The following is a 21,231-nucleotide window of genomic DNA, read 5'->3' on the forward strand; positions in this document are numbered from 1 at the left end:
TTAGAAGTGGTGCAGCAGCGCGGTATCGCAGGCGTGAAGGATGTCTTCAACGTTGGGGATATACAGCTGTTCAAGTCGATACAGCGGCGGCGGGATGTCCGGCGCGGTGACGCGCTGGATCGGCGCATGTAGTTCCAGCAAGGCCCGTTCGTAGAGGCTTGCAGCGATTTCCGCGCCGACGCCACAGGAGCGCGGCGCTTCATGGATGATCACGCAGCGACCGGTTTTGCGCACCGAAGCCTCCAGGGTGTCGAGATCCAGAGGTTTGACGCAGGCGACATCGATCACTTCCGCCGAAACGCCCTGCTCGGCCAGCGCGGTGGCGGCCTGCAGGGTTTCCATGACGCTGGCGCCCCAGCTGATCAAGGTGATGTCGCTGCCTTCGCGCAGGGTGAAGCAAGTGTCGAGCGGCAGGCGTTTGCCATCGTCGACCAGCGGTTGCGGGTTCATTCGGTAGAGCCGGGTCGGTTCAAGAAACACCACCGGATCGGGATCGTCGATGGCCGCCAGCAACAGGCCGTAGGCTCTGGCGGGCGACGAGGGAATCACCACTCGCAAGCCCGGAATATGCGCCAATAAAGCCTCGGTACTTTCGCTGTGATGCTCCGGCGCACGAATCCCGGCGCCCATCGGTGAACGCAGCACCATCGGGCAGGTAATCCGCCCCCGCGTGCGGTTGCGCATGCGGCTGGCGTGGGACACCAGATGTTCCATGGTGGCGTAGATGAACCCCATGAACTGAATTTCCACTATCGGTTTCAAGCCCTGGGCAGCCATGCCCACCACCAGTCCACCGAGCATGGTTTCAGCCAGCGGCGAGTCGATCACCCGCTTGAAGCCGAAGCTGTCCCGTAATCCTTGAGTGGCGCGAAATACCCCACCGTTCACGCCGACGTCTTCGCCGAGGACGATGACGTTTTCGTCTTCGCTCATGGCCCGGTGCATCGCCAGATTCACCGCTTCCAGGAGGCTGACTTTTCCATTACTCATGAGCCGAACCTCCCGCGCGGCGCGCGGCCCGCTCGAGTAGCCATTCGCGCTGTTCAGCCAAAGCCGCCGGCCACTGTGCATAGACGTAGTCCATTATCGCTTCGGGTGGCTGATTGCCGGCTGCGTCGAACTTATCCACAGCGCGCTGCACCAGTCCCTGGCATTCGGCGATCAGCGCCTGCTCGCGCCCCTCATCCCAGACGCCCTGCCCGGCCATGAAGGTTTGCAGGCGTTTGATCGGCTCTTCCAGCCAGGCTTGCTTGACCTCTTCGGCCGGACGGTAACGCGTGGCGTCGTCCGCAGTGGTGTGGTCGCCGAGGCGATAACTCACACATTCCAGCAGCACCGGGCCTTTGCCGTGGCGGGCCCGTTCGAGGGCGATTTGCATGCGCTCATACACCGCGAGCATGTCATTGCCGTCAACCTGCTCGCCGTGAAAGCCAGCGCCGATCGCCTTTTGCGCCAGGGTCGGCGCACCGCACTGAATCCGCCGCGGTACCGAGATCGCCCATTGGTTGTTGTTGATCACGAACACCACCGGCAACTGCCACGCTCCCGCCACGTTCAGGGCTTCGAGGAAATCGCCTTTGCTGGTGGCACCATCGCCGCAGGTGGTCACCACCACCCGGTGTTCGCCGCGAATCCTGAACGCACTGGCAACGCCGCAGGCATGCAACGCCTGAGTCGCAATCGGCACGCAGATCGGAAAGTCCTGAGCCACCGCAGGTTCGGCAAAGTCGCTGCCACGCTCGTCGCCGCCCCAATACAGAAGGATTTCTTCCATGCGCACACCGCGCATCAATTGCACGGCGGTGTCGCGGTAATAGGGCACTAGCACATCTTCAGGGTGCATCAGGCTGCCGATCGCCACGCCGATCGCCTCCTGGCCCAGGGTCGGCGCGTAGGTGCCAATGCGTCCGGTGCGTTGCAGGGCGACGGCTTTCTGATCGAACAGGCGGGTCAGGACCATCTGCCGGTAGAGGCGCGTCAGCAGATTGAAATCATCCGCCCAGGCAGGAAGTTCTCCGAGCAATTGGCCTTCAGGGGAGACGTAACGGGTATAGGGAAGGTTGACCTTTTGGGGCATGGCACAGCTCCTTCCACGCCGGGTAAGCGTGATGCCGTTGAGTCCCGCGCTTGTGGCGCGGGCCTTTCGAGCAGATCGGCCGGGGGTGGGGCCTTTGCTCCTATCGGTACAGCAAACGTTCCGCCAAATCGTCCGCCACCCTCGCAGGGGAGCGCTTTTCGGCTTGGGCATGAGCAAAGACTTCGGTCAGCCGCATTCCGATTTTCGAAAGATGGGCGGTAATGGTCGTCAGCTCTTCGCCGCGATGTTTCAACGCGACATAAATCAGCCCGCCGGAATTGATCACATAGTCCGGCGCATACAGGATTCCGCGATTCTCCAGTTGATCGGCGACTTCCAGATTGGTCAGTTGGCTGGCGGCTGAACCTGCCACTGCCGCGCAACGCAATTGGGCGACGCTATGACGGTTGAGCACACCGCCCAGACCACAAGGCGCGAGGATGTCGCACGGGGTGCTGAGCAACGCGTCATGGGCAATCGGATGGGCACCGAGTTGCTCCATGGCCAACTGCACTTTGCCTTGGTCGATGTCGCTGACCAGCAGTTCGGCGCCCGCCGCGTGCAACTGCTCGGCGAGGGCGAAGCCGACATTGCCCAGGCCTTGAACGGCAATCCGCAAGCCTTCGAGGTTATCGCTGCCCAAACGGGCCATGGCGGTGGTGCGAATTCCGGCGAAGACACCCATGGCGGTATGCGGCGAAGGGTCGCCCGCCGCGGTGGTGCTGGTGACATGCTGGGTTTGTTGGGCGATGCAATCCATGTCGGCGACCGAAGTGCCGCTGTCGATGGCGGTGATGTAGCGACCGTCGAGCTGTTCGATGCAGCGACCGAAGGACTCGAACAAGGCGGCGCGGCTTTCGACATGGGCCGGACGAATGATCACGGCTACACCGCCGCCTTGGGCCAGACCGGCCAATGCGGCCTTGTAACTCATCCCCTGGGCCAGGCGCACGGCATCTTCCACGGCACTTTGGTCGTCGGGGTAGGCAAGGTAACGACAACCACCGAGGGCTGGCCCCAGACGGCTGCAATGGATGGCAATCACCGCCTTCAACCCGGTCGCAGAGTCGACGCTGAGGTGCAACGATTCAAGGCGAGTGCTTTGCATGAGAGCGAACATCATCGGGCTCCCGAATCAAGCTTATAGCGCCAGTATAGGCTTCCCGCGAAAGATTGCTGAAGCGCACGGGAATAAGCCGAGCCGCTTTGCAGGCTTTAAGACATAACCCGCAACACCCTGTGTACAGTACTGGACGAAAGCCGGCGACGGGGCTAAAACGAGGCATTCACCGGAGATTTTGATGACCCCCCGCCAAGCTTTTTTCGACTGCCTGCAACGCTCTCCACCGGCGCTCTTCGAAGCGGCGCTGTGGATCGCTGCCGAGCACGATCCGACGGTAGCGCCAGAGGTGGTGTTGCACAACTTCAAGGAACTGCTGCTACGAGTCAGCTCGGGGTTGCCGATGTTGCCGGTGAGTGAACTCGGGCAACCCTTGTTGCGCCGGATGAATGACCTGCACTTTGCGCAGGATGACTCCACCCCGCTGCGCCCTCAGGCGGCGTTGCTCGATAAAGTACTGGAGCGCAAACGCGGACAACCGCTGGCGCTGGGGTTGATTGCTCTGGAACTGGCCAGGTGCCTGGAGATCCCCATGGTCGGCGTCAACTTCCCGGGGCATTTCCTGCTGCGCGTGCCCGGCGCCGACTATCTGCTCGATCCGTGCGGTGGACGGCGCTTGTACCCCAATGACTGCCGCGAACTGCTGCAACGCCAATACGGCCCGAACATCAAGCTCAGCGCAGAACATCTGGTCAGCGCCGAACCGATCCAGATGCTGCAGCGCCTGTCGCGCAACCTGCGACAGCTGCACCTGGCCAACGACGACAGCCTCGGCGCACTGATCGACGCCGAGCGTGTGCTGGAAATCGGCAACTCCACCGCTGCCGATTACCTGGCCCGCGCCAGCCTCTACCAACGCCTGGATTGCCCGAACGCCGAACGCTTCGATCTGGAGCATGCGTTGCTGCTCAGTGACGATCCGATTCAGCGGTTGCGATTGACCGAGCGGCTGGGGCATTTGCCGCCTAATTCGGTAGTGCATTGAAGCGAAAAGATCGCAGTGCCTCCTGTGGCGAGGGAGCTTGCTCCCGCTGGGGCGCGTAGCGGCCCTAAAATCAGTAACCCAATTTTGTCAGGCACACCGCATTGGCAGGTTCTACGGCTGCTGCGCAGCCGAGCGGGAGCAAGCTCCCTCGCCACAAAGGCCGTCAGTGTCCGCTCGAGCTAAGGGGTATCGGGTTGCTGTGCCGGATGGGCCTTGAGAAACGCCGGATGCTGGGCCGCCAATGCGGCGACCCGGCGAATCCGTGGGTAGGCCTCAAGGGAAATATTGAAGCGCTCGGCCGCATACAGCTGCGGGATCAGGTAGACATCCGCCAACCCCGGCTCACTGCCAAAGCAGTAGCCCTCGTTGCCGATCAAGTGTTCGACCGTCGCCAGTCCCTGGGTGATCCAGTGACTGATCCACTGCACCACCTGAACCTCGTCGTGGCCCCATTCGCGCAGCAGGTTGAGCACACTGACGTTGTGCAGCGGATGGATGTCGCAACCGATCAACGCCGCGACCCCACGCTCGTGGGCGCGGGCAGCGAGGTCTTTGGACAGCAGCGGCACCTGTGGATAACGTTCCTCGAGGTACTCGATGATGGCCGGTGACTGGATCAACACGTCGCCTTCATCGGTGCGCAAGGCCGGTACGCGACCCTGCGGGTTGACGCTCAGGTACGCCGGCTGCCGATGCTCGCCACCCTGGGCGGCGATCAGGTTGATCGGCAGCGCCTGGTAATCCAGCCCCTTGAGTGCCAGCGCGATGCGTACTCGATAGGACGAGGTCGAGCGGTAGTAGGTATAGAGTTCCATGGCGCGCCCCTCTTAACGTGCCGGCAGGATTTTGCCGCGGCATTCGCCGAAACCGATGGAGGCAAAACCCTCAGCGCTGCAGCGAGCACGCAGGATGATTTCGTCGCCGTCTTCAAGAAATTTACGCACTTCGCCCGAGGCCAGTTCGATCGGCTTTTTCCCGCCTTCGGTGATTTCCAGCAGGCTGCCGAACTGACCGTTTTCAGGCCCTGACAACGTCCCCGAACCGAACAGATCGCCGGCCTGCAACTGGCAGCCGTTGACGCTGTGGTGCGCAACCAACTGCGCCACGGTCCAGTACATGTGTCTGGTGTTGCTCAAGGTCAGGCGATGGGCCGGCAGGTTCTGTTCGCGCATGGCTTCGGTGAGCAACAGCACTTCCAGTTCGATGTCGAACGCACCTAAGGACTGATCGCGTTTGTCGAACAGGTACGGCAGCGGCTGTGGATCACCTTCCGGGCGAGCCGGTTGGGCGCGGCGGAATGGTTCCAGCGCTTCGGCGGTCACCACCCACGGCGAGATGCTGGTGATGAAGCTTTTCGACAGGAACGGACCCAGCGGCTGGTATTCCCACGCCTGAATATCCCGGGCCGACCAGTCGTTGAGCAGGCAGAAACCGGCGATGTGTTCGGCTGCGTCGCCAATGGCGATCGAGTCGCCCATGGCGTTGCCCTGCCCGATCCAGATGCCCAGCTCCAGCTCATAGTCCAGGCGCGCGCATGGGCCGAAAGTCGGCTCGGTCTGGCCGGCCGGCAGGGTCTGGCCTTTTGGTCGACGCACGTCGGTGCCGGACGGGCGAATGGTCGAGGCGCGGCCGTGGTAGCCGATCGGCACGTATTTGTAGTTCGGCAGCAGCGGATTATCGGGACGGAACAGCTTGCCGACGTTCTGTGCGTGCTCGATGCCGACGTAGAAGTCGGTGTAGTCGTTGATCTTCGCTGGCAGGTGCATGTGGCAGTTCGCAGCCAGTGGCAGCAGTTTCGCGCCCTGAGCTTCGATCTTGCCGCGCAGGGTGCTGCCTTCGGTGAACAGTTCCAGCAAACGTTCGCGCAACGCGACGCGAGCGCCACGCCCCAGGTCGAAAAATGCGTTCAACTGACCGCCGCGGGTGGCTTCGACCGCCGTACGTGCTGCGCCGTCGAACAGGCCGGCGTCCAGCGCCGCTTCCAGATCGAAGATGTGCTCACCGATGGCTACGCCACTGCGCGGTGCAGAACCGTTGACGCTGAAGATACCCAGCGGCAGGTTTTGCAGCGGGAAGTCGGCGTGGTCGTTGGCGGAGACAACCCAGCTACGAGTGATGGTTGGCTGATTCATGGGTTATCTCCGGTTCGGGTTGAAAGTAGCGGGCAATGCAGCCCAGCAAGCATCGTAGTCGTTCTGTAGCTGCGGGCAGTCGAGGGCGAAGCGGCTCGGGCGCAACACCTGGCTGGTCTCGAACATGAAGGCCATGGTGTTGTCGATCTTGCTCGGTGCAAGCTCGGCGGCAATCGCTTTGGTGCAGGTTTCGCCGTCCGGCCCGTGGGCGCTCATGCAACTGTGCAGGGACGCGCCGCCCGGCAGAAAGCCTTCGGCCTTGGCGTCGTAGCTGCCCTGGATCAGGCCCATGAACTCGTTCATCAAATTGCGATGGAACCAGGGTGGACGGAAGGTGTTCTCGGCCACCATCCAGCGTGGCGGAAAGATCACGAAATCGAGGTTGGCCAGGCCGTGGACGCTGGTCGGCGACGTGAGGACGGTGAAGATCGACGGATCGGGATGGTCGAAACTGACGGTGCCGATGGTGTTGAAACGCCGCAGGTCATATTTGTACGGCACATTGTTACCGTGCCAGGCGACCACGTTCAGTGGCGAATGATCGAGCTCGCAGCCCCAGAGTTCGCCAAGGAATTTCTGCACCAGAGTCGTTGGCTGCTTGAGATCTTCGTAATGGGCGACCGGGGTCAGGAAGTCTCGCGGATTGGCCAGGCCATTGCTGCCGATCGGCCCCAGGTCCGGCAAACGCAGCGGCGCGCCATGGTTCTCGGCGATGTAGCCGCGCGCTTGGGCATCGAGCAACTCGACGCGAAATTTCAGCCCACGAGGCAGCACGGCGATTTCCAGCGGTTCCAGCTCCAGCACGCCCAGTTCGGTGGCAATCCGCAGACGGCCCTGCTCGGGCACCACCAATAACTCGCCGTCGGCATTGAAGAACACCCGCTCCATCGAGCGATTTGCGCGGTAGTTATAGATGCTGATCCCGGCCGGCTTTTGCGCTGCCGAATTGGCCGCCATGCTCACCAGACCGTCGATGAAATCGGTCGGCTCAGAGGGAATGTCCAACGGGTTCCAGCGCAGTCGATTGGGCGTGACGTCACCCAATGGGCCGCCAGCCAGTTGCCGATCCAGCTTGACGAATGCCGGGTGATTGGCCGACGGCTGAATGCGGTACATCCAGGTACGCCGCGCTTCGCTGCGGACCATGGTGAATGCGGTGCCGGAAAACAGTTCGGTGTAGAGACCGTAAGGGGCTTTTTGCGGGGAATTCTGGCCGACGGGCAATGCGCCGGGCAGCGCTTCACTGCAAAATTCGTTGCCAAAGCCTGACTGGTAAGCCAGCGCTGGCGTCGAAGAATCGAGGGTCATGAAGCCTCCTTGAGTGGAGTGGGCAGAGGGCCGCACCTTCCGATCAAGAAGTCTCAGCACGCCTGCATTATTTTTGTCGTAATTCAATTACGCATAACGTAATTTGATTGGTATTGACCGTCAAGCTATAAAGACGCCCATTCATCTCCAGATATGACTAACCCATGGAAAAGCCGCGCGACACCAGCGCCAGCAACGGTAAACAGAAAGTCCGCTCGGCCGAGGTCGGTACCGACATCCTCAAGGCCCTGGCGGAACTGTCGCCGGCCACTTCTTTGTCGCGCCTGGCCGAACACGTGCAGATGCCGGCGAGCAAGGTCCATCGCTATTTGCAGGCGCTGATTGCCAGCGGCTTTGCCGAGCAGAACACCGCCACCAACCATTACGGCCTCGGCCGTGAAGCGTTGCGTGTGGGTTTGGCCGCTCTGAATAGTATGGACGTGCTGAAAGTCGCCGCCCTGCCATTGGCCGAGTTGCGCGATGAGCTGAACGAAACCTGCTTCCTCGCGGTATGGGGCAACCAGGGCGCGACTGTGGTGCATATCGAGCCGGCAGTACGCGCGGTCACCGTCGTGACGCAGTTGGGTTCGGTGCTGCCATTGCTCAGTTCGTCGACCGGGTTGGTGTTCGGCGCTTTCCTGCCGAACCGCGAAACCGTCGAGTTGCGTGAGCAGGAACTGAAGGCGAGCGATAGTCATCTACTGGCCGATGAAACGGCTTACGCGGCGCTGTGCGAACAGATTCGCACACGCGGCCTGCACCATGTGCATGGCTTGCTGCTGCCGGGGGTGGACGCGTTATCCGCGCCGGTGTTCAACGCAGTCGGGAAGGTCGCGGCGGTGCTGACGGTGGTTGGACCAGCGTCGCTGTTTCATGCCGATGAGAATGGTCCGGCGGCGCAACGTTTGTTGGCCGCGACCCGGGCGGTGAGTTGGCGGATGGGTTACCAACCGTAAAACCAATGGTCAGCGAACGCCTGCGCGATTGGGCTCAGTTCATTAACCCTGACGCCTTGGCTTTCGCCACCGCCTGAGTCCGGCGTTCCACCCCTAATTTGCTGTGAATCCGCCGGGCATGGGTTTTCACCGTGTGCAACGAGATGAATAGTTGCTCGGCAATCTGTTGATTGGAACTCCCCAGAGCAATCAACTTGAGGACCTCCAACTCACGCTGGCTAAGAGGGTTTTCGCCATTGGCCGCGCACGTCTCGTCGACATCCTGCACGTCCAGACCCAGGTCTCGCAGCAGGTTCGGCTGACGCAGGCGCAGCTCGCACAAGGCTTGTTGCAGATTGCAGCGCCGGATCAGACTCAGCCCCTCTTCCAGGAACTGCCTGGCCAATCTCGGATCACCGCACAGATGAGCCACTTCGCCCCGCGCCAGTTGCAACTCAGCCTCAAGGCCGAGCATGCCCTGGCGTTGAGCGGTCTCTACCAGGGTCGTGAGCTGCTGTAGCGGTTGTTGCGCCTGATGCAGATAGACGTTGGCCAGTATCAGCAGATATTCGACTCGTGGAATCAACTCCAGAGTCGCCGGTGGCGCCTGCCGTGCATGCGGCCCGCGGTAATGACACAGCACCCGGCTCAAGGCTTCGTGGGCCAGTTTCGGTCGCCCTTGCTGCAACCAGAAATGGCTGCTGATTTGCAGCAATACGCCGCGGTAGACGGTATCGGGGATATGCCGCTGTTGCATCAACCGCTCGGCATCACGCAAACGGACAAAGGCCTGGGCATAGTCAGATTGATTGGCCGCCAACAGCGCCTGCCCGAGAAAACCGTACAAGGCGAGCTTGTCCTGGCTGCGCGAACACCCCTCGAGCCCCGACTGAAAATACTCCGCCGCTTGCACCTCCTGTCCCTGGCGCAACGCCAGGCGTCCGCGGCGCAAGGCAATCCGCCCCAGCAAGGGTGTAGCGCGATTGCATTGCTTGCACAGCAGCTCATAGACATTACCCAACAGGCTGTCAGCCCGGTGAAGCGCCCCACGTTGCTCCAGCAGTTGTGCGTGATCCAGTTCCAGCAAGCCCTCGAACAGCAACGAACCTTGCGCACGCGCCAGACACAGCGCTTCGCGATTGATCGCCTGAGCCCCATCCAGTTCGCCCTTGAGCAGCGCCTGCTGCGTCAGCCCGGACAGGCACAGCAAACGCGCAGCCCAAGCCGTTGCCGGAAGCTCGGTCAGCGCCTCGAGAAAGTGCGCGCGTGCCGGCTCGACTCTGCCGAGCAAGTGCAACAACCATCCCTGCTGAGCCTGCCAACGCGCCACTAACTGCCGTTGCAGAGTGGCGCAAGGTTGCGGAGCGAAACGCGCCATCTGATCGATGCAGATGGCGGCCTCCTCGAAGCGTCCGGCGAACAGCAAGGCGGCGGTGATCAGACCGACCAGTTGCGGGGTGCCGAGCATCAGCTCTTCACCTTGCTGTTCATGCAGGCGCAACAGCAGAACCACGTTCTGCTGCTCGAACAGATGCTCGAAGCTGAAGTGCTGCAACAGGCTGACAGCGACTTCGTATTCCTCGGCCAACAAGGCTTGTTCGAAGGCTGCCTGCCAGTCCTCCTGAGTCGCGAACCACTGACACGCTCGACGATGCCAGGAGCGCCCCGCCGGCCATTCTTCTTCACGCATCAATTGCGCCAGCGGCGGGAATACCTGTAGCCAGTCTGCCGAGTCTTCCCAGGGCTCGATGAAACACCCTTGCTCCTGGAGTGAGCGTAACCACTGCGCGCCTTCGCCTGCGCCGAACAAATGCTCGCACAGCCGGGCATTAAATCGCGGCAAATGCGCCAGCACCCGCCAGGCTTCCGACAGCTCCGGCGCCAAGGTGCTGAACAGCTCGTGCTCCAGATAATCGAGCAAGGTGCCCGAACGCCCCTGCTTGCCTTCATTGACCGTCCAGTCACCACCGTCGAGCAGCGCAAGGCGGACCCCGGCGCACCATCCGCCGCTGCACCGCAAGATCCTCTGCGGCGTTTGCGCACAGTGCGGTTGCGGCAATCGCAGCAGCAGTTGCTGGATCTCCCCTTGATCGAACGGCAAACCATGACCATCGCACTCGTACAACTCATCGTCGAGCAGCAAGCGCGGCCAGTTGCATTGCGGCCGTCGACGACCGCTCAGCCACCAGGTCAGGGCCGGGCTGCTGACGGCCAACAAGCGATCGAGCAGCATATCCAGCGCAGGCGCAGGGCCTCGACAATAGTCATCGAGGAACAACCAGGTGGGCGTTTGCAAACGCGTCAGGTAAGCCAGCAGCGATGACTCGTCCATCGACTCAAGACCTAATGCCCGCGCCAGTGCCGCGCAGAAATCAGCGGGACTTTGCGCCGCGCCGGCCAAGGGCAGCCACCAGACCTGGCAGTGAGGCGGCGCCTGTAGCAGGCACTCGGCCAGCAAGGCGCTCTTGCCGCTACCGGCGGGGGCGCAGAGCAGCTTCACCCGCGCTGGCGAGGCCAGTAACGGCGCCGTCAAACGGTTGCGTGACAAGTGCTGGGACGACAGGCGGGGCAGGAATCCAGGACGATCCAGGCACAGGGTCATGGCAGTCATTACGGCGTGCCTTTTATGTTTATTTTTGTAGGCCAACCCTAGCCCTGTCGCTACAGCTTGTTGAAGAAGTATTCAGCGCGTTGATTTGTGCCCATAAAAAAGGTGACCAAATGGTCACCCTTTATGTAGGAGTTCGTAGGATTCGTTACCTAACCCCTGTACTCCGCAAGGCCGCAGGCGTGTAGTCCCCTGCCTTGGCATCGGTGATGCCGAATTCGAAGCTGCGCTTCTCTTCGTTTTTCATCCCCAGTGCGATGTAGCGACCGGCGATGATGTCGTACAGGGCTTCGACCGTATAGGCCGGAACCTGGTTATCGTAGTAGAACTGCGCATGCCCTTCGGCTACCCGCCAGAGCTGGCCACGACCGTCGTAGTGATCGGCCAGAGCCACCTGCCAGCTGTCTTCGTCGATGTACATGTGACGCTTGGCATAGATGTGCCGCTCGTTCGGCTTGACCGTGGCGACGACTTCCCAGACCCGATGCAACTCGTAGCGGGTCAGGTCCTGGTTGATATGCCCGGCCTTGATCACGTCGGTGTATTTGAGATTCGGCGAGTCGAGCTTGTAGCTGTTGTAGGGGATGTACATTTCTTTCTTGCCGATCAGCTTCCAGTCATAGCGATCCGGTGCACCGGAAAACATGTCGAAGTTGTCGGTGGTGCGCAGGCCGTCGGACGAGCTACCCACACCGTCATAGGCCACCTGCGGAGCACGCCGTACACGACGTTGGCCGGCGTTGTAGATCCATGCCTTGCGCGGTTCCTTGACCTGATCGAGGGTCTCATGGACCAACAGCACGTTGCCCGCCAACCGCGCAGGCGCGGTCACCTCCTGCTTGAAGTAGTTGAGGACGTTATCGTCGCTGCCAGGTTTCAGGTCGCTGAGCAGTGACGGCACGGCGACCTCGTCCTTGAACCGGATGACGGTGAAGTCACCATTGGTCTGCGGCGTGGCCTGGGTGATGGTGCGGCGCAGGTTGCCGCCGTGGTAGCGGGTGACGTGGTTCCAGATCACCTCGACGCCATTCTTCGGAATCGGGAAGGCGTAGTAGCGGTTGCCGGTGAAGTTGGCCAGACCATTGCCGTCGTTGATCGGCGTCACGTTGAGGGCGCTGCGCTTGGCCGACTCATAGATGTCGGCCGGCAATGCAACGGTACGGTGAGTTGGATACACCGGAATCCGGTAGGTTTCGGGGTAGCGTTTGAACATCGCCACTTGCCCGTCCGAGAGCTTGTCCTTGTATTTATCGACTGTGGCGGCGGTGATGGTAAACAGCGGTTTTTCATTGGCGAACGGATCGGCGAGGAAGCCTTTGCTGTCCACCGCACCGGCGTTTTTCGGGAGACCACCGGTCCACGCGGGAATCGAGCCGTCGGCGTTGCCGGCCTTCTCGGCCCCCAGCGGCGTCAGCGTCGTGCCCAGTTTGGCGGCCTCCTCGGGCGAGACCGCGGCGATCACGTTGGCAGCCAGCAGGCTCAAGGCCAGGGCACCGCATTGCAGAATCATCTTGCGCATGTTGTTGTCCTTCTCAGCCATATCAGAAGTTCACGCCGAAGCTCAAAGCGACGAAGTCACGGTCAGTCAGGGTGTTGTAGTCACCACCGAAAAAGTCGGTGTAACTGAGGCTGGCGGTGTAGGTGTTGCGGTAGTCGGCATCGACTCCGAGGCTGATGGCCTTGGCGCCTTCGTTGAACAGCCCGTTGGGGCCATAGCCGCTGACGTCATGGGACCAGGACAGGTTGGGTTTGAGGTTGATCCCGGCGATCACGTTGCTGTAATCGAGGATTGCCCGGGCGCGATACCCCCAGGAGGTGGACGTGACGAAACCATCGGTATCGCCGCGAAAACCATACTGCCCGTAAACCGAATCACGGCCGTAACGCAGCTCGCTCCTGGACTCCAGACCACCGACGTGCACCACCGCCGCTTCCCCGACCAGGGTCAGGCGATCAGCCCCCAGCACCTGATCGAAGAAGTGCGTCAGGGTGCTTTGCATCTGGGTGATTTCTTTACGTCGGTAACCGGTATTGTCAGCCCCAGGCCTAGTCTGGATCGGCGACGCAGCACCACCGGCAATCGGGTTGAGCATGGCCAGGGTCAGATCGGTGGAGTTGACCTGTACCGGCGCATTCGGGCGATAGCTGATTTCTCCAGTCCAGGCAGTGCCCGTGGGCAAGGTGGTAGCGAAGCTGGCGCCATACAGACGAATGTCTTCCGGGTATTCGAGGTAATACTGACCGCGCCCGAGCATCACACTTTGCGCCAGTCCCGCGCCGCTGCCCGGTGCCAGTTGGTTGGCGATACTGATCATTGCCGGCAGGCTGGCCAGTGTCGACAGCCCGGCAGTGGTGGTGCCGACCGTCGGCGTGCGGCTGTGATAGTTCATGAAGTACAGGCCATACTCGGTGTCATCACCCAGCCAGCGCAACGCGGTACCCCATTGTCCGGAATCGCGGGCATCACGGTCACCACCGCGGGGCACGATAACGCCCTCGGAACCGACCTCGAAGCCCTGACCGAAAGCCGCCGCCAGCGGTTGTAGCGGTCGGATTGCCGGACTGCCGACGGTGTAGCCGGTGGTGCAGCCGTCCGCAACGACGTCGTTACCGAAGAAAGTGCCGCAGTTATCGACAACGGTCTGATCCCACTCCAGTTGGTAAAAACCTTCCACGGTCAGTTTGTCGGTCAGGCCTTGAGAGGCGAACAACATGTTGACCGGAATCAGGCCTTCCTTGATCTCTGCGCCAGGACGACGGAAAGCGGAAACGTCGATCGGGTTGATGCTGTTGATCGAGTTGCCGATGAAGGTACTTTCGCCCCAACTGACCACCTGTTTACCGGCCCGCACCGTGCCAGGCAGATCGGCGATGGAATAGTTGTGGTACACGAAGGCATCGAGAATTTGCGCACCGGATGATTTGGCGCCTTCTTTACGGTTGTGGTTACTGATCGGCTTGAACTCGCGATCTTCGTCCTGCAGCTCGAAGTCATACCAATACTTGCCGCGGACAAACACACCGGTGTCGCCATACTTCAGCTCGAGGTCGTGCAGGCCTTTGAAGATTTTCGAGAATGTCTCGCCCTTTTTGAAATTCAAACGTCCATCGTCACCGGTCGACGCCTGCCCTCTACCGCCATTGACGATGCCGACCAGGTCCTTGTCGGCATCGCGCAGCCCCCAGCTCGCACCCACCGACAGCGAGGAGTCGAACTGACCCTCGATTTCCCCGATATTGAATGAAACAGCCTGCGCCTGGGCACAGCAACCCAAGGCAACCGCGACAGCCAGCGCCTGCGGCCTGAAGATGGCGCGCATTGTTGTTTTTGTCATGCGTCTTCCCCGGTGAGTGACAGAAGGCCCCACCCTACTGCCGGCAACCGGGGGCGATAAGCGCACCAAGGAGGTATTCGCGGTGTACCTCTAAAGGATGAATGCCTGCGCCTGCCGGGACTTGCAGCGAAGCATGCATGGGCTGGATGGGGGGTTATCAGGGGGATGGATAGCGCGAGGCAGTGCACGCTTTCTACGGGGACGCGTGAAGTCTGAACGGTGACTGTTACTGAAGCTGTAACAGTCAATGTCCTGAATCGCTATTTTTCATGGGGAGATAAGTACTTATTCTTGCTGGGCTTTCACGGCAAACAGCGAGAAAGAGTAACGGTTGAAGTGTGACGACGCCACTTCTGAATCGACAGATTTCAGACGGATTGAAAATCCTGTTTCAATTCGTCATCCCTGAATTCACTGACGTAGATTTATTGCTCCTTGATCTAACGTCTTATTTTAGCCGCGGCTGATGCAGCGGCTTTTTTTTGCCTGCTAGATCCGTTAAAGCGAATACCTCTGCAAATTCGCCATCATTTCCTTCAACGCTTCAAGGTTGTCCTTAGGATGCACCGCACCTTCGAAGTCGCAGATCTGCTGCCAATGGGCAGCCACGTCTTCGGGGGCGAATCCTTCACGGGGGTCGAACCCGGCGCCAAGGCTGCGTTCCCAGCGGACTTTACCCATCCAGCCACCGCCCACTTCAAACAAGCCCGAAGTTTCCTGGCAGTTTTCGCTGGCCAGGTACACCACCAGCGGGCTGACCAGCTCCGGCTTGAGTAGTTCGAAAACTTGCGCCGGCATCAGGCCTTCGGTCATGCGCGTACCGCCGGTTGGGGCGATGGCGTTGACCAGGATGTTGTTCTTGCGGCCTTCGATGGCCAAAGTGCGGGTCAATCCATACAGGCCGAGTTTGGCCATGCCATAGTTGGACTGGCCGAAGTTACCGTAGATGCCTGAAGTCGAGGCGGTGAAGATGACTCGGCCATAGTTTTGCTCGCGCATATGTGGCCAGGCGGCGCGGGTGACTTTGTAGGCGCCTTCGACATGAACGCGGTAAACCAGGTCCCAGTCGCTGTCGTCCATTTTGTGGAAGGTTTTATCCCGCAGGATACCCGCGTTATTGACGACGACGTCAACGCGGCCGAATGCATCCAGAGCGTTCTGGACGATTTTGTCGCCGTCGGTCACCGAGTCATGGTTGGCCTGCGCGGTGCCGCCGGCTTCACGAATCTCAGCCACTACACGGTCTGCTGCGCAAGCATTGGCACCGTCACCCTGAGCCGAGCCACCAAGATCGTTGACCAGCACTTTCGCGCCATGTCTGGCGAACATTAGCGCGTGAGCCCGCCCGAGGCCACCGCCTGCGCCGGTGACGATCACCACTTTATCTTCGAAGCGCACAGACTCATTCATACGGAACTCCAGCAGGCCAATGGACAATATGCCAAGTGTCAGGCACAGGCTTGCCGGTCACAATAAACACGGCGCAGGCTGAATGCTGCGCGATAAGGCTGGGGGATGATTGGTGGCTGAACGAAAAACCCTGTGGGAGCGGGCTTGCCCGCGAAGAAAACACCGCGGCTTTTCAGGTATTACGCGTCATCGTTCTTCGCGGGCAAGCCCGCTCCCACAGGTTCTGCGCCTTAACTGACCGGCATTTGGGCAAGCCCCCTCGCCACAGGGTCTGCGTTACAAAGCTATTTCAGGAACAGGCCATTTTCCGGGCAGGGGAAACCAGCTGATCACGAAAATCCAGATAATGTTTGAGCACCTGCGTTGGTGCTTCGGTCTGGGGGTAATGGCCGATCTGCGCCAGCAGGATGGTGTCCGGTTCCGGGATCAATTCCCGGTAGCGCACGACCATGTGCGCACCGGAGATCGGGTCGACCTCACCATCAATGACCCGCAGCGGCACAGCACCACGCTGCATGGCGCTGACCCACCGCTCGCGCTGCACCCGACGCTCCGGGATGTAGCCGATCAGTTTGTGCAGGATCCGCGTCCCATGGTTGTTGTCGATCAGGCTCCAGAAGTCATCCAGCACACTTTCGCTGGGCCGGGTCTGAGGACCGAAGATCTGGCTGAAGCTCTTGACCAGCCTGTCACGGCTGAACGCCCGGCCGATCATCCAGCCCAAGGGGCTGAGCAAGAGTTTCTGCACCAGCACCGGACGATGGGTTTCCGCAAACAGGCCACCGTTGAGAAACACGCAACTGGCAATATGGATACTGGCTTCGTAATGCCGGGCGAGCAGTTCCTGGGCAACGCTATCGCCATAATCATGGGCCAGCACATGCACCGGCTGCTCGATACCCAAATGCTCCAGCAGCGCCTGTTGCAGGTCCGCTTGTTCCAGCAGGCTGTACTCATGATCCTGCGGTTTGGCCGAGTCGCCAAAGCCGAGCATGTCGCAGGCAATCACCCGGTAGCGCTGAGCCAGCGGCTGCCAGAGGTAGTGCCAATCCCAACTGGCGGTCGGGAAGCCATGAATCAGCAACAGCGGTTCACCCTGCCCCGCCATCCAGTAGCGAATGGTCTGGCCACGAAACACAAAGCTCTGTCCGCGTTTGCGCCAGACGCAAAGAGGGATCTCGGCGAGTGGCATTAGCGTTTGTATCCCGAGTCTTGTTGATCGGGTTTCGATTGAATGGGCCCTACGCTCACGGCAATGACCTCGGCAGTTTTATTTTTTTATTATTTTGCTAACGTCCAACCAGTCTAGTCAGCCTCCGGGCTTGCGGTAGTTGCATTGGCAGCCAGCTTACTGGCCGAGCGAGTCAGACCTGAGTCGGGTATCGATCAGCTCAACTCAGGATCCAATTTACAGACGCCAGCAATGGCGCTGCGAACAGATTCAACAGCCCGGTCAACCGCGCAGAGCGCTCGCGAACTGCGCCAGCCAAGGCTCGGCGTCAGTTTGCGGGGTGACGCTTTCGCTGGCGTCCAGACGCAGCATTTGCTGGACTTCACGCAGGCCCAGTTCGGCGAACAGTTCACGCATCTGCTCACCGCCGCCGCAAAAGGTATCGCCGTAGCTCGAATCGCCCAAACCGATCACTGCGCCAGGCAGACCGCGCCAGGCCGCAGGCAGCTGATCACGAATCATCGAATACAGCGGCTGCAGGTTGTCCGGCAACTCACCCATGCCGGTGGTCGAGGTCACGGCCAGGAACGCCTCGGGACCGAATGCCAGAACATCGGCCAGACTTGCCCGTGGGTTATGCCAGGCTTCGAAACCCGCGGCATTTAGAATGTTTGCGGCATGCCGGGCGACTTCTTCAGCCGTGCCGTACACCGAGCCGGAAAGGATGGCGACTTTCATCAATCTGATCCTGAAGCTGAGTAAAAAACGGGATATTAACAGCAGAGGCAAAAAACCGGCGATTGCCTCTCTATTACCGTCCACGGCTCAAGCCGACGAACGGTTTAAACAATTCGTCGAATTAGTTGTCATTAACTACAATCACCGACGACTTTGTAATTATATCTTTCGAGCAGATCATGCACCGTGACACCCTCCTGACCCAGGATGAGCTGGATTTCATCCAGACCATGCACCACAACCCGCAACTCAATGTGCGGGATGCGACGTCGAGCCTGTTGGTCAACGGCGGCTCACAGATCCGCGATCTACTCACGCGCCTGGCCGCCCATGAGCAAGTCACCATCCAGGCGCACTTCGAAAACCAGCAGATGACTTTTCCGCTGCACCTGGTGGAAGACGAGTTTCATGCGTTGCATTTACGCCTCGGTGTTCCCAGCATTTATGAAGACGGACCCATGGTCAGACCATGGCGCTTGATGCTGGAGGAACCGGTTGCCCTGGAAAACGCCAAGGGTCAGCCCGGCACGTTGTGGGTCCACGAAGTGTCGTGCAAAGGGGTATTGCTGGAAATTCGCAATCGAACCAAACCACCGAAGCAATTCGCCCTCTGGTTCAGCCCTTCGGGTTATGAACGCATTGCCTTGCGTGGCACTTTCGAACGCGAAACCGAGCATGGCTATTACGCTTATCGCCTGAACCAGAGTGACAAGGATGAGACCGAACGCCTGCGTCAGTTCATCCTTCAGCAGCATCGTCTGACCCATCCCGCGCTGCATGTCTGACGGCTTTTCCTTCAGGATCCAGCGTACCTGCGAGGAATCGCTGCAGGCGCTCCTGCATCAACTGGCCATCACTGCCCAGACAGCCAATCGACGACCCCGCCAGACTCTCCTGCGCCAGATCCGCCACTTCACCCGCCAGCATTACCGGGCAATTGAGGGTCATGGCCAGACGACTCAAGCGTCTGGGTAACTAGGGAGCTGGCGCATGGCTGGAGAACAGCACCAGCGCCCGGGGTTTGATCTTTTCGCAGACCAGGGTCAACTCATCGTACGGCTGCCCCACCGTCAGCACCCTGACACCGATCTCCATGCTTCCCATGAACAAGGCAGCCACCAGCAATTCAAGTTCGCGACACTGTCTGACCTTGGCAGTCAGCAGCACCCGTTGCGGTTGCGAGCCACGTAGCAACAGTAAACGTTGCTCAACCCGGGCACGTAAAAAGCCATCCAGGAACAACCACTCGCTGGTCTGACCAAACGTATCCTGCTGTTGCAATAACTGTTTCCAGAGAGGCATCAGGATGTCCTGAAACACCACGGTCTGTGGGTAACTGGAAAAAATCCGCCCGTATAGCCATTCCAGTTTCAGATCATCAAACGCGCTGACAGTCGTCTTGAGTTGCGTCTGCCATTGCGCATATTCGCTTTGGGTGCCTTCACCGGGACTGGCATTGGACAGCGCCTGAACTGCGCTGGTTCTGGCCAGGATCTTGCCGACCTTGCTGACCGCAACCCCACGTTCGATCCAGCTCAGGATGCTGCGCACTGTCTCGATATCGGTCATTGAATACAACCGATGCCCACTGTCGGTGCGCGTGGGAACAATCAAACCGTAGCGACGTTCCCAGGCACGCAGGGTTACCGGGTTGACGCCGGTCAGTCTTGCCACTTCCCGGATCGGGAACAGTTCCTCCTGCTCAAAGTGTCGGAAGGTCAGAGAAGCAGGGGCAAGTTCAGTAATGACGGTCATCTGAGCACGGAATTATTTGGTAATAACCTGGATCCCATGCTACGCGTCATAAGTGCCATTTATCCAAGGGTATAGACGACAAACATCGCTGGTGTATTGGCCGAAATCAGGAATAATCCTTGCTTGTACTTAAACGCAGCCCACCACCCCGGCGCTGCGTGCAGTGCGCCCCTTATCCTGGGGCTGCGCGTCTGTAATACGGAGATACACGATGTCTACCTCACCCGTCACCCTGATGGTGGCGCGCCGCGTCGCCAACGGTCGTTACCAGGACCTGATCGCCTGGCTTGGCGAAGGCGAACAACTGGCCACCGACTTTCCCGGCTATCTGGGCTCTGGCGTGCTTGCTCCGCCGCCCGACGATGACGAATTCCAGATCATCTTCCGCTTTGCCAATGAACAGACCCTGCATGCCTGGGAACACTCCGCCTCGCGCAGTGCCTGGCTGGCGCGTGGCAGCGATTTGTTCGCGCATCCTTCGGAACATCGGGTCAGGGGCATCGATGGCTGGTTTGGCGCAGCCGGTCACCGCCCTCCTCGCTGGAAGCAGGCCGTGGCGATCTGGTTGGCGTTCTTTCCGGTTTCGCTGCTGTTCAACCTGCTGCTGGGTCCGTTGTTGGGTGAGTTGGACCTGTTGAGTCGAGTGTTCCTCAGCACTCTGGCCTTGACCCCGTTGATGGTGTACTTCTTTATTCCGTTGTCCACCCGGATGCTGGCAGGCTGGTTGAACAGCACACCGGCACGCCGACTCCCCTGTGGGAGCGGGCTTGCCCGCGAAGAACGATGACCGGTTCAACCTGACACTCCGCAGCGCTCGCTTCGCGGGCAAGTCGGATCGCCGCACCGCCGCTCCCACAGGCTGCGGGCTCATAGGCTCCATGGCTGTACCCCCGTGGTCGCTGGTATAGTTTTGCCTATACCTCGACGCGAGCTTTCCATGACTCTTTCCCCTGCCCCGATCCTGATCACCGGCGCCGGCCAGCGCGTTGGCCTGCATTGCGCATTGCGGCTGCTGGAGGAAGGTCATCCGGTGATCATCAGCTACCGCACTGAGCGGCCGGGCGTGCAGACTCTGCGCGAGCGCGGTGCCATTGCACTGTTTGCCGACTTCTCCAGCGAAGCCGGCATTCTGGCGTTCATTGCCGAACTCAAGGCCCAAACCCATAGTCTGCGAGCGATTGTTCACAACGCTTCAGCCTGGCTGGCCGAAACGCCTGACAGCGAAACGAGCGCATTCACTCAGATGGTCAACGTGCATATGCTTGCACCCTATCTGATCAACCTGCATTGTGCTGACTTGCTGGAACGTTCAAGCCCGTCGGACATTGTGCATATCAGCGACGATGTAACCCGCAGGGGCAGCAGCAAGCACATCGCCTACTGCGCCAGCAAGGCCGGGCTGGAAAGTCTGACCCTGTCCTTCGCGGCGAAATTTGCGCCGCGGATCAAGGTCAACGGCATTGCCCCGGCTTTGCTGCTGTTCAACCCCGACGACGACGCGGCGTACCGCACCAAGGCCCTGGCCAAGTCCGCGCTGGGTATCGAACCCGGCGCTGAGGTGATGTACCAGGGCCTGCGCTATCTGCTGGACAACCCTTATGTCACTGGCACGACCCTGACCGTCAACGGCGGACGGCACGTCAAATAAGCCGCCCCG

General features: G+C 60.3%; 17 protein-coding genes and 1 pseudogene. 5 read left to right on the top strand and 13 right to left on the bottom strand.

The annotated features are described in order from the left end of the window. The 3 genes from AC3I0A_RS22600 to AC3I0A_RS22610 all read right to left on the bottom strand — a co-directional run bounded on the left by AC3I0A_RS22600 (position 1) and on the right by AC3I0A_RS22610 (position 3,197). Entirely contained in the window at positions 1 to 990 is a 990-nt protein-coding gene (locus AC3I0A_RS22600) for an alpha-ketoacid dehydrogenase subunit beta (RefSeq protein WP_489374805.1), read from the bottom strand. Continuing rightward, positions 983 to 2,077, bottom strand: coding sequence for a pyruvate dehydrogenase (acetyl-transferring) E1 component subunit alpha (pdhA, locus tag AC3I0A_RS22605; RefSeq protein WP_489374806.1), 1,095 nt, complete (start codon positions 2,075 to 2,077; stop codon positions 983 to 985). Before pdhA ends, AC3I0A_RS22600 begins: the two co-directional genes overlap by 8 nt. Before the next feature lie 100 nt (positions 2,078 to 2,177). Beyond that, positions 2,178 to 3,197: a Glu/Leu/Phe/Val dehydrogenase family protein gene (locus tag AC3I0A_RS22610; RefSeq protein ID WP_489374807.1), complete on the bottom strand. Its 1,020-nt coding sequence runs from the start codon at positions 3,195 to 3,197 to the stop codon at positions 2,178 to 2,180. A gap of 181 nt (positions 3,198 to 3,378) precedes the next feature. On the opposite strand from AC3I0A_RS22610, the gene AC3I0A_RS22615 reads away from it, so the two are divergent. Next, positions 3,379 to 4,182: a SirB1 family protein gene (locus AC3I0A_RS22615; RefSeq protein WP_489374808.1), complete on the top strand. Its 804-nt coding sequence runs from the start codon at positions 3,379 to 3,381 to the stop codon at positions 4,180 to 4,182. 179 nt (positions 4,183 to 4,361) lie between these two features. Here the strand turns inward: AC3I0A_RS22615 and maiA are convergent, their stop codons facing one another. From maiA to hmgA, 3 genes are read right to left on the bottom strand one after another with little or no spacing between them, the layout of a single operon-like run. After that, positions 4,362 to 4,997 (bottom strand): maleylacetoacetate isomerase, encoded by a 636-nt coding sequence (gene maiA, locus AC3I0A_RS22620; RefSeq protein WP_489374809.1) that lies wholly within the window; start codon positions 4,995 to 4,997, stop codon positions 4,362 to 4,364. A 12-nt stretch (positions 4,998 to 5,009) separates the two neighbouring features. Next, on the bottom strand, positions 5,010 to 6,314 hold the full coding sequence (gene fahA, locus AC3I0A_RS22625; RefSeq protein ID WP_489374810.1) for a fumarylacetoacetase: 1,305 nt from the start codon (positions 6,312 to 6,314) through the stop codon (positions 5,010 to 5,012). 3 nt (positions 6,315 to 6,317) lie between these two features. After that, entirely contained in the window at positions 6,318 to 7,622 is a 1,305-nt protein-coding gene (gene hmgA / locus AC3I0A_RS22630) for a homogentisate 1,2-dioxygenase (RefSeq protein WP_489374811.1), read from the bottom strand. 164 nt (positions 7,623 to 7,786) lie between these two features. On the opposite strand from hmgA, the gene AC3I0A_RS22635 reads away from it, so the two are divergent. Continuing rightward, a complete protein-coding gene (locus tag AC3I0A_RS22635) occupies positions 7,787 to 8,578 on the top strand; it encodes an IclR family transcriptional regulator (protein ID WP_489374812.1) in 792 nt (263 codons plus the stop codon). 34 nt (positions 8,579 to 8,612) lie between these two features. Here the strand turns inward: AC3I0A_RS22635 and AC3I0A_RS22640 are convergent, their stop codons facing one another. The 6 genes from AC3I0A_RS22640 to AC3I0A_RS22665 all read right to left on the bottom strand — a co-directional run bounded on the left by AC3I0A_RS22640 (position 8,613) and on the right by AC3I0A_RS22665 (position 17,819). Continuing rightward, a complete protein-coding gene (locus AC3I0A_RS22640) occupies positions 8,613 to 11,168 on the bottom strand; it encodes a LuxR C-terminal-related transcriptional regulator (protein ID WP_489374813.1) in 2,556 nt (851 codons plus the stop codon). 145 nt (positions 11,169 to 11,313) lie between these two features. Next, complete coding sequence (locus AC3I0A_RS22645; protein ID WP_489374814.1) at positions 11,314 to 12,684, bottom strand: DUF1329 domain-containing protein; 1,371 nt, start codon at positions 12,682 to 12,684, stop codon at positions 11,314 to 11,316. Between the two features lie 22 nt (positions 12,685 to 12,706). After that, positions 12,707 to 14,500: a DUF1302 domain-containing protein gene (locus tag AC3I0A_RS22650; RefSeq protein ID WP_489374815.1), complete on the bottom strand. Its 1,794-nt coding sequence runs from the start codon at positions 14,498 to 14,500 to the stop codon at positions 12,707 to 12,709. 498 nt (positions 14,501 to 14,998) lie between these two features. Beyond that, positions 14,999 to 15,910, bottom strand: a complete 912-nt coding sequence (locus AC3I0A_RS22655) for an SDR family oxidoreductase (RefSeq protein ID WP_489374816.1) — start codon at positions 15,908 to 15,910, stop codon at positions 14,999 to 15,001. A gap of 289 nt (positions 15,911 to 16,199) precedes the next feature. Next, positions 16,200 to 17,102, bottom strand: coding sequence for an alpha/beta fold hydrolase (locus AC3I0A_RS22660; protein ID WP_489374817.1), 903 nt, complete (start codon positions 17,100 to 17,102; stop codon positions 16,200 to 16,202). A gap of 261 nt (positions 17,103 to 17,363) precedes the next feature. After that, on the bottom strand, positions 17,364 to 17,819 hold the full coding sequence (locus AC3I0A_RS22665; RefSeq protein ID WP_489374818.1) for a flavodoxin: 456 nt from the start codon (positions 17,817 to 17,819) through the stop codon (positions 17,364 to 17,366). Positions 17,820 to 17,998: 179 nt separating this feature from the next. On the opposite strand from AC3I0A_RS22665, the gene AC3I0A_RS22670 reads away from it, so the two are divergent. Further along, positions 17,999 to 18,604: a hypothetical protein gene (locus tag AC3I0A_RS22670; protein WP_489374819.1), complete on the top strand. Its 606-nt coding sequence runs from the start codon at positions 17,999 to 18,001 to the stop codon at positions 18,602 to 18,604. A gap of 16 nt (positions 18,605 to 18,620) precedes the next feature. Here the strand turns inward: AC3I0A_RS22670 and AC3I0A_RS22675 are convergent. Further along, positions 18,621 to 19,574, bottom strand: a pseudogene (locus tag AC3I0A_RS22675) (MerR family transcriptional regulator); the annotation flags it as partial. A 211-nt stretch (positions 19,575 to 19,785) separates the two neighbouring features. On the opposite strand from AC3I0A_RS22675, the gene AC3I0A_RS22680 reads away from it, so the two are divergent. Both AC3I0A_RS22680 and folM read left to right on the top strand, forming a co-directional pair. Further along, positions 19,786 to 20,361: an antibiotic biosynthesis monooxygenase gene (locus AC3I0A_RS22680; RefSeq protein ID WP_489374820.1), complete on the top strand. Its 576-nt coding sequence runs from the start codon at positions 19,786 to 19,788 to the stop codon at positions 20,359 to 20,361. A 150-nt stretch (positions 20,362 to 20,511) separates the two neighbouring features. Further along, on the top strand, positions 20,512 to 21,222 hold the full coding sequence (gene folM, locus AC3I0A_RS22685; RefSeq protein WP_489374821.1) for a dihydromonapterin reductase: 711 nt from the start codon (positions 20,512 to 20,514) through the stop codon (positions 21,220 to 21,222). Positions 21,223 to 21,231 lie beyond the last annotated feature (9 nt).

Source organism: Pseudomonas sp. KH_024_B2 (assembly GCF_057839965.1).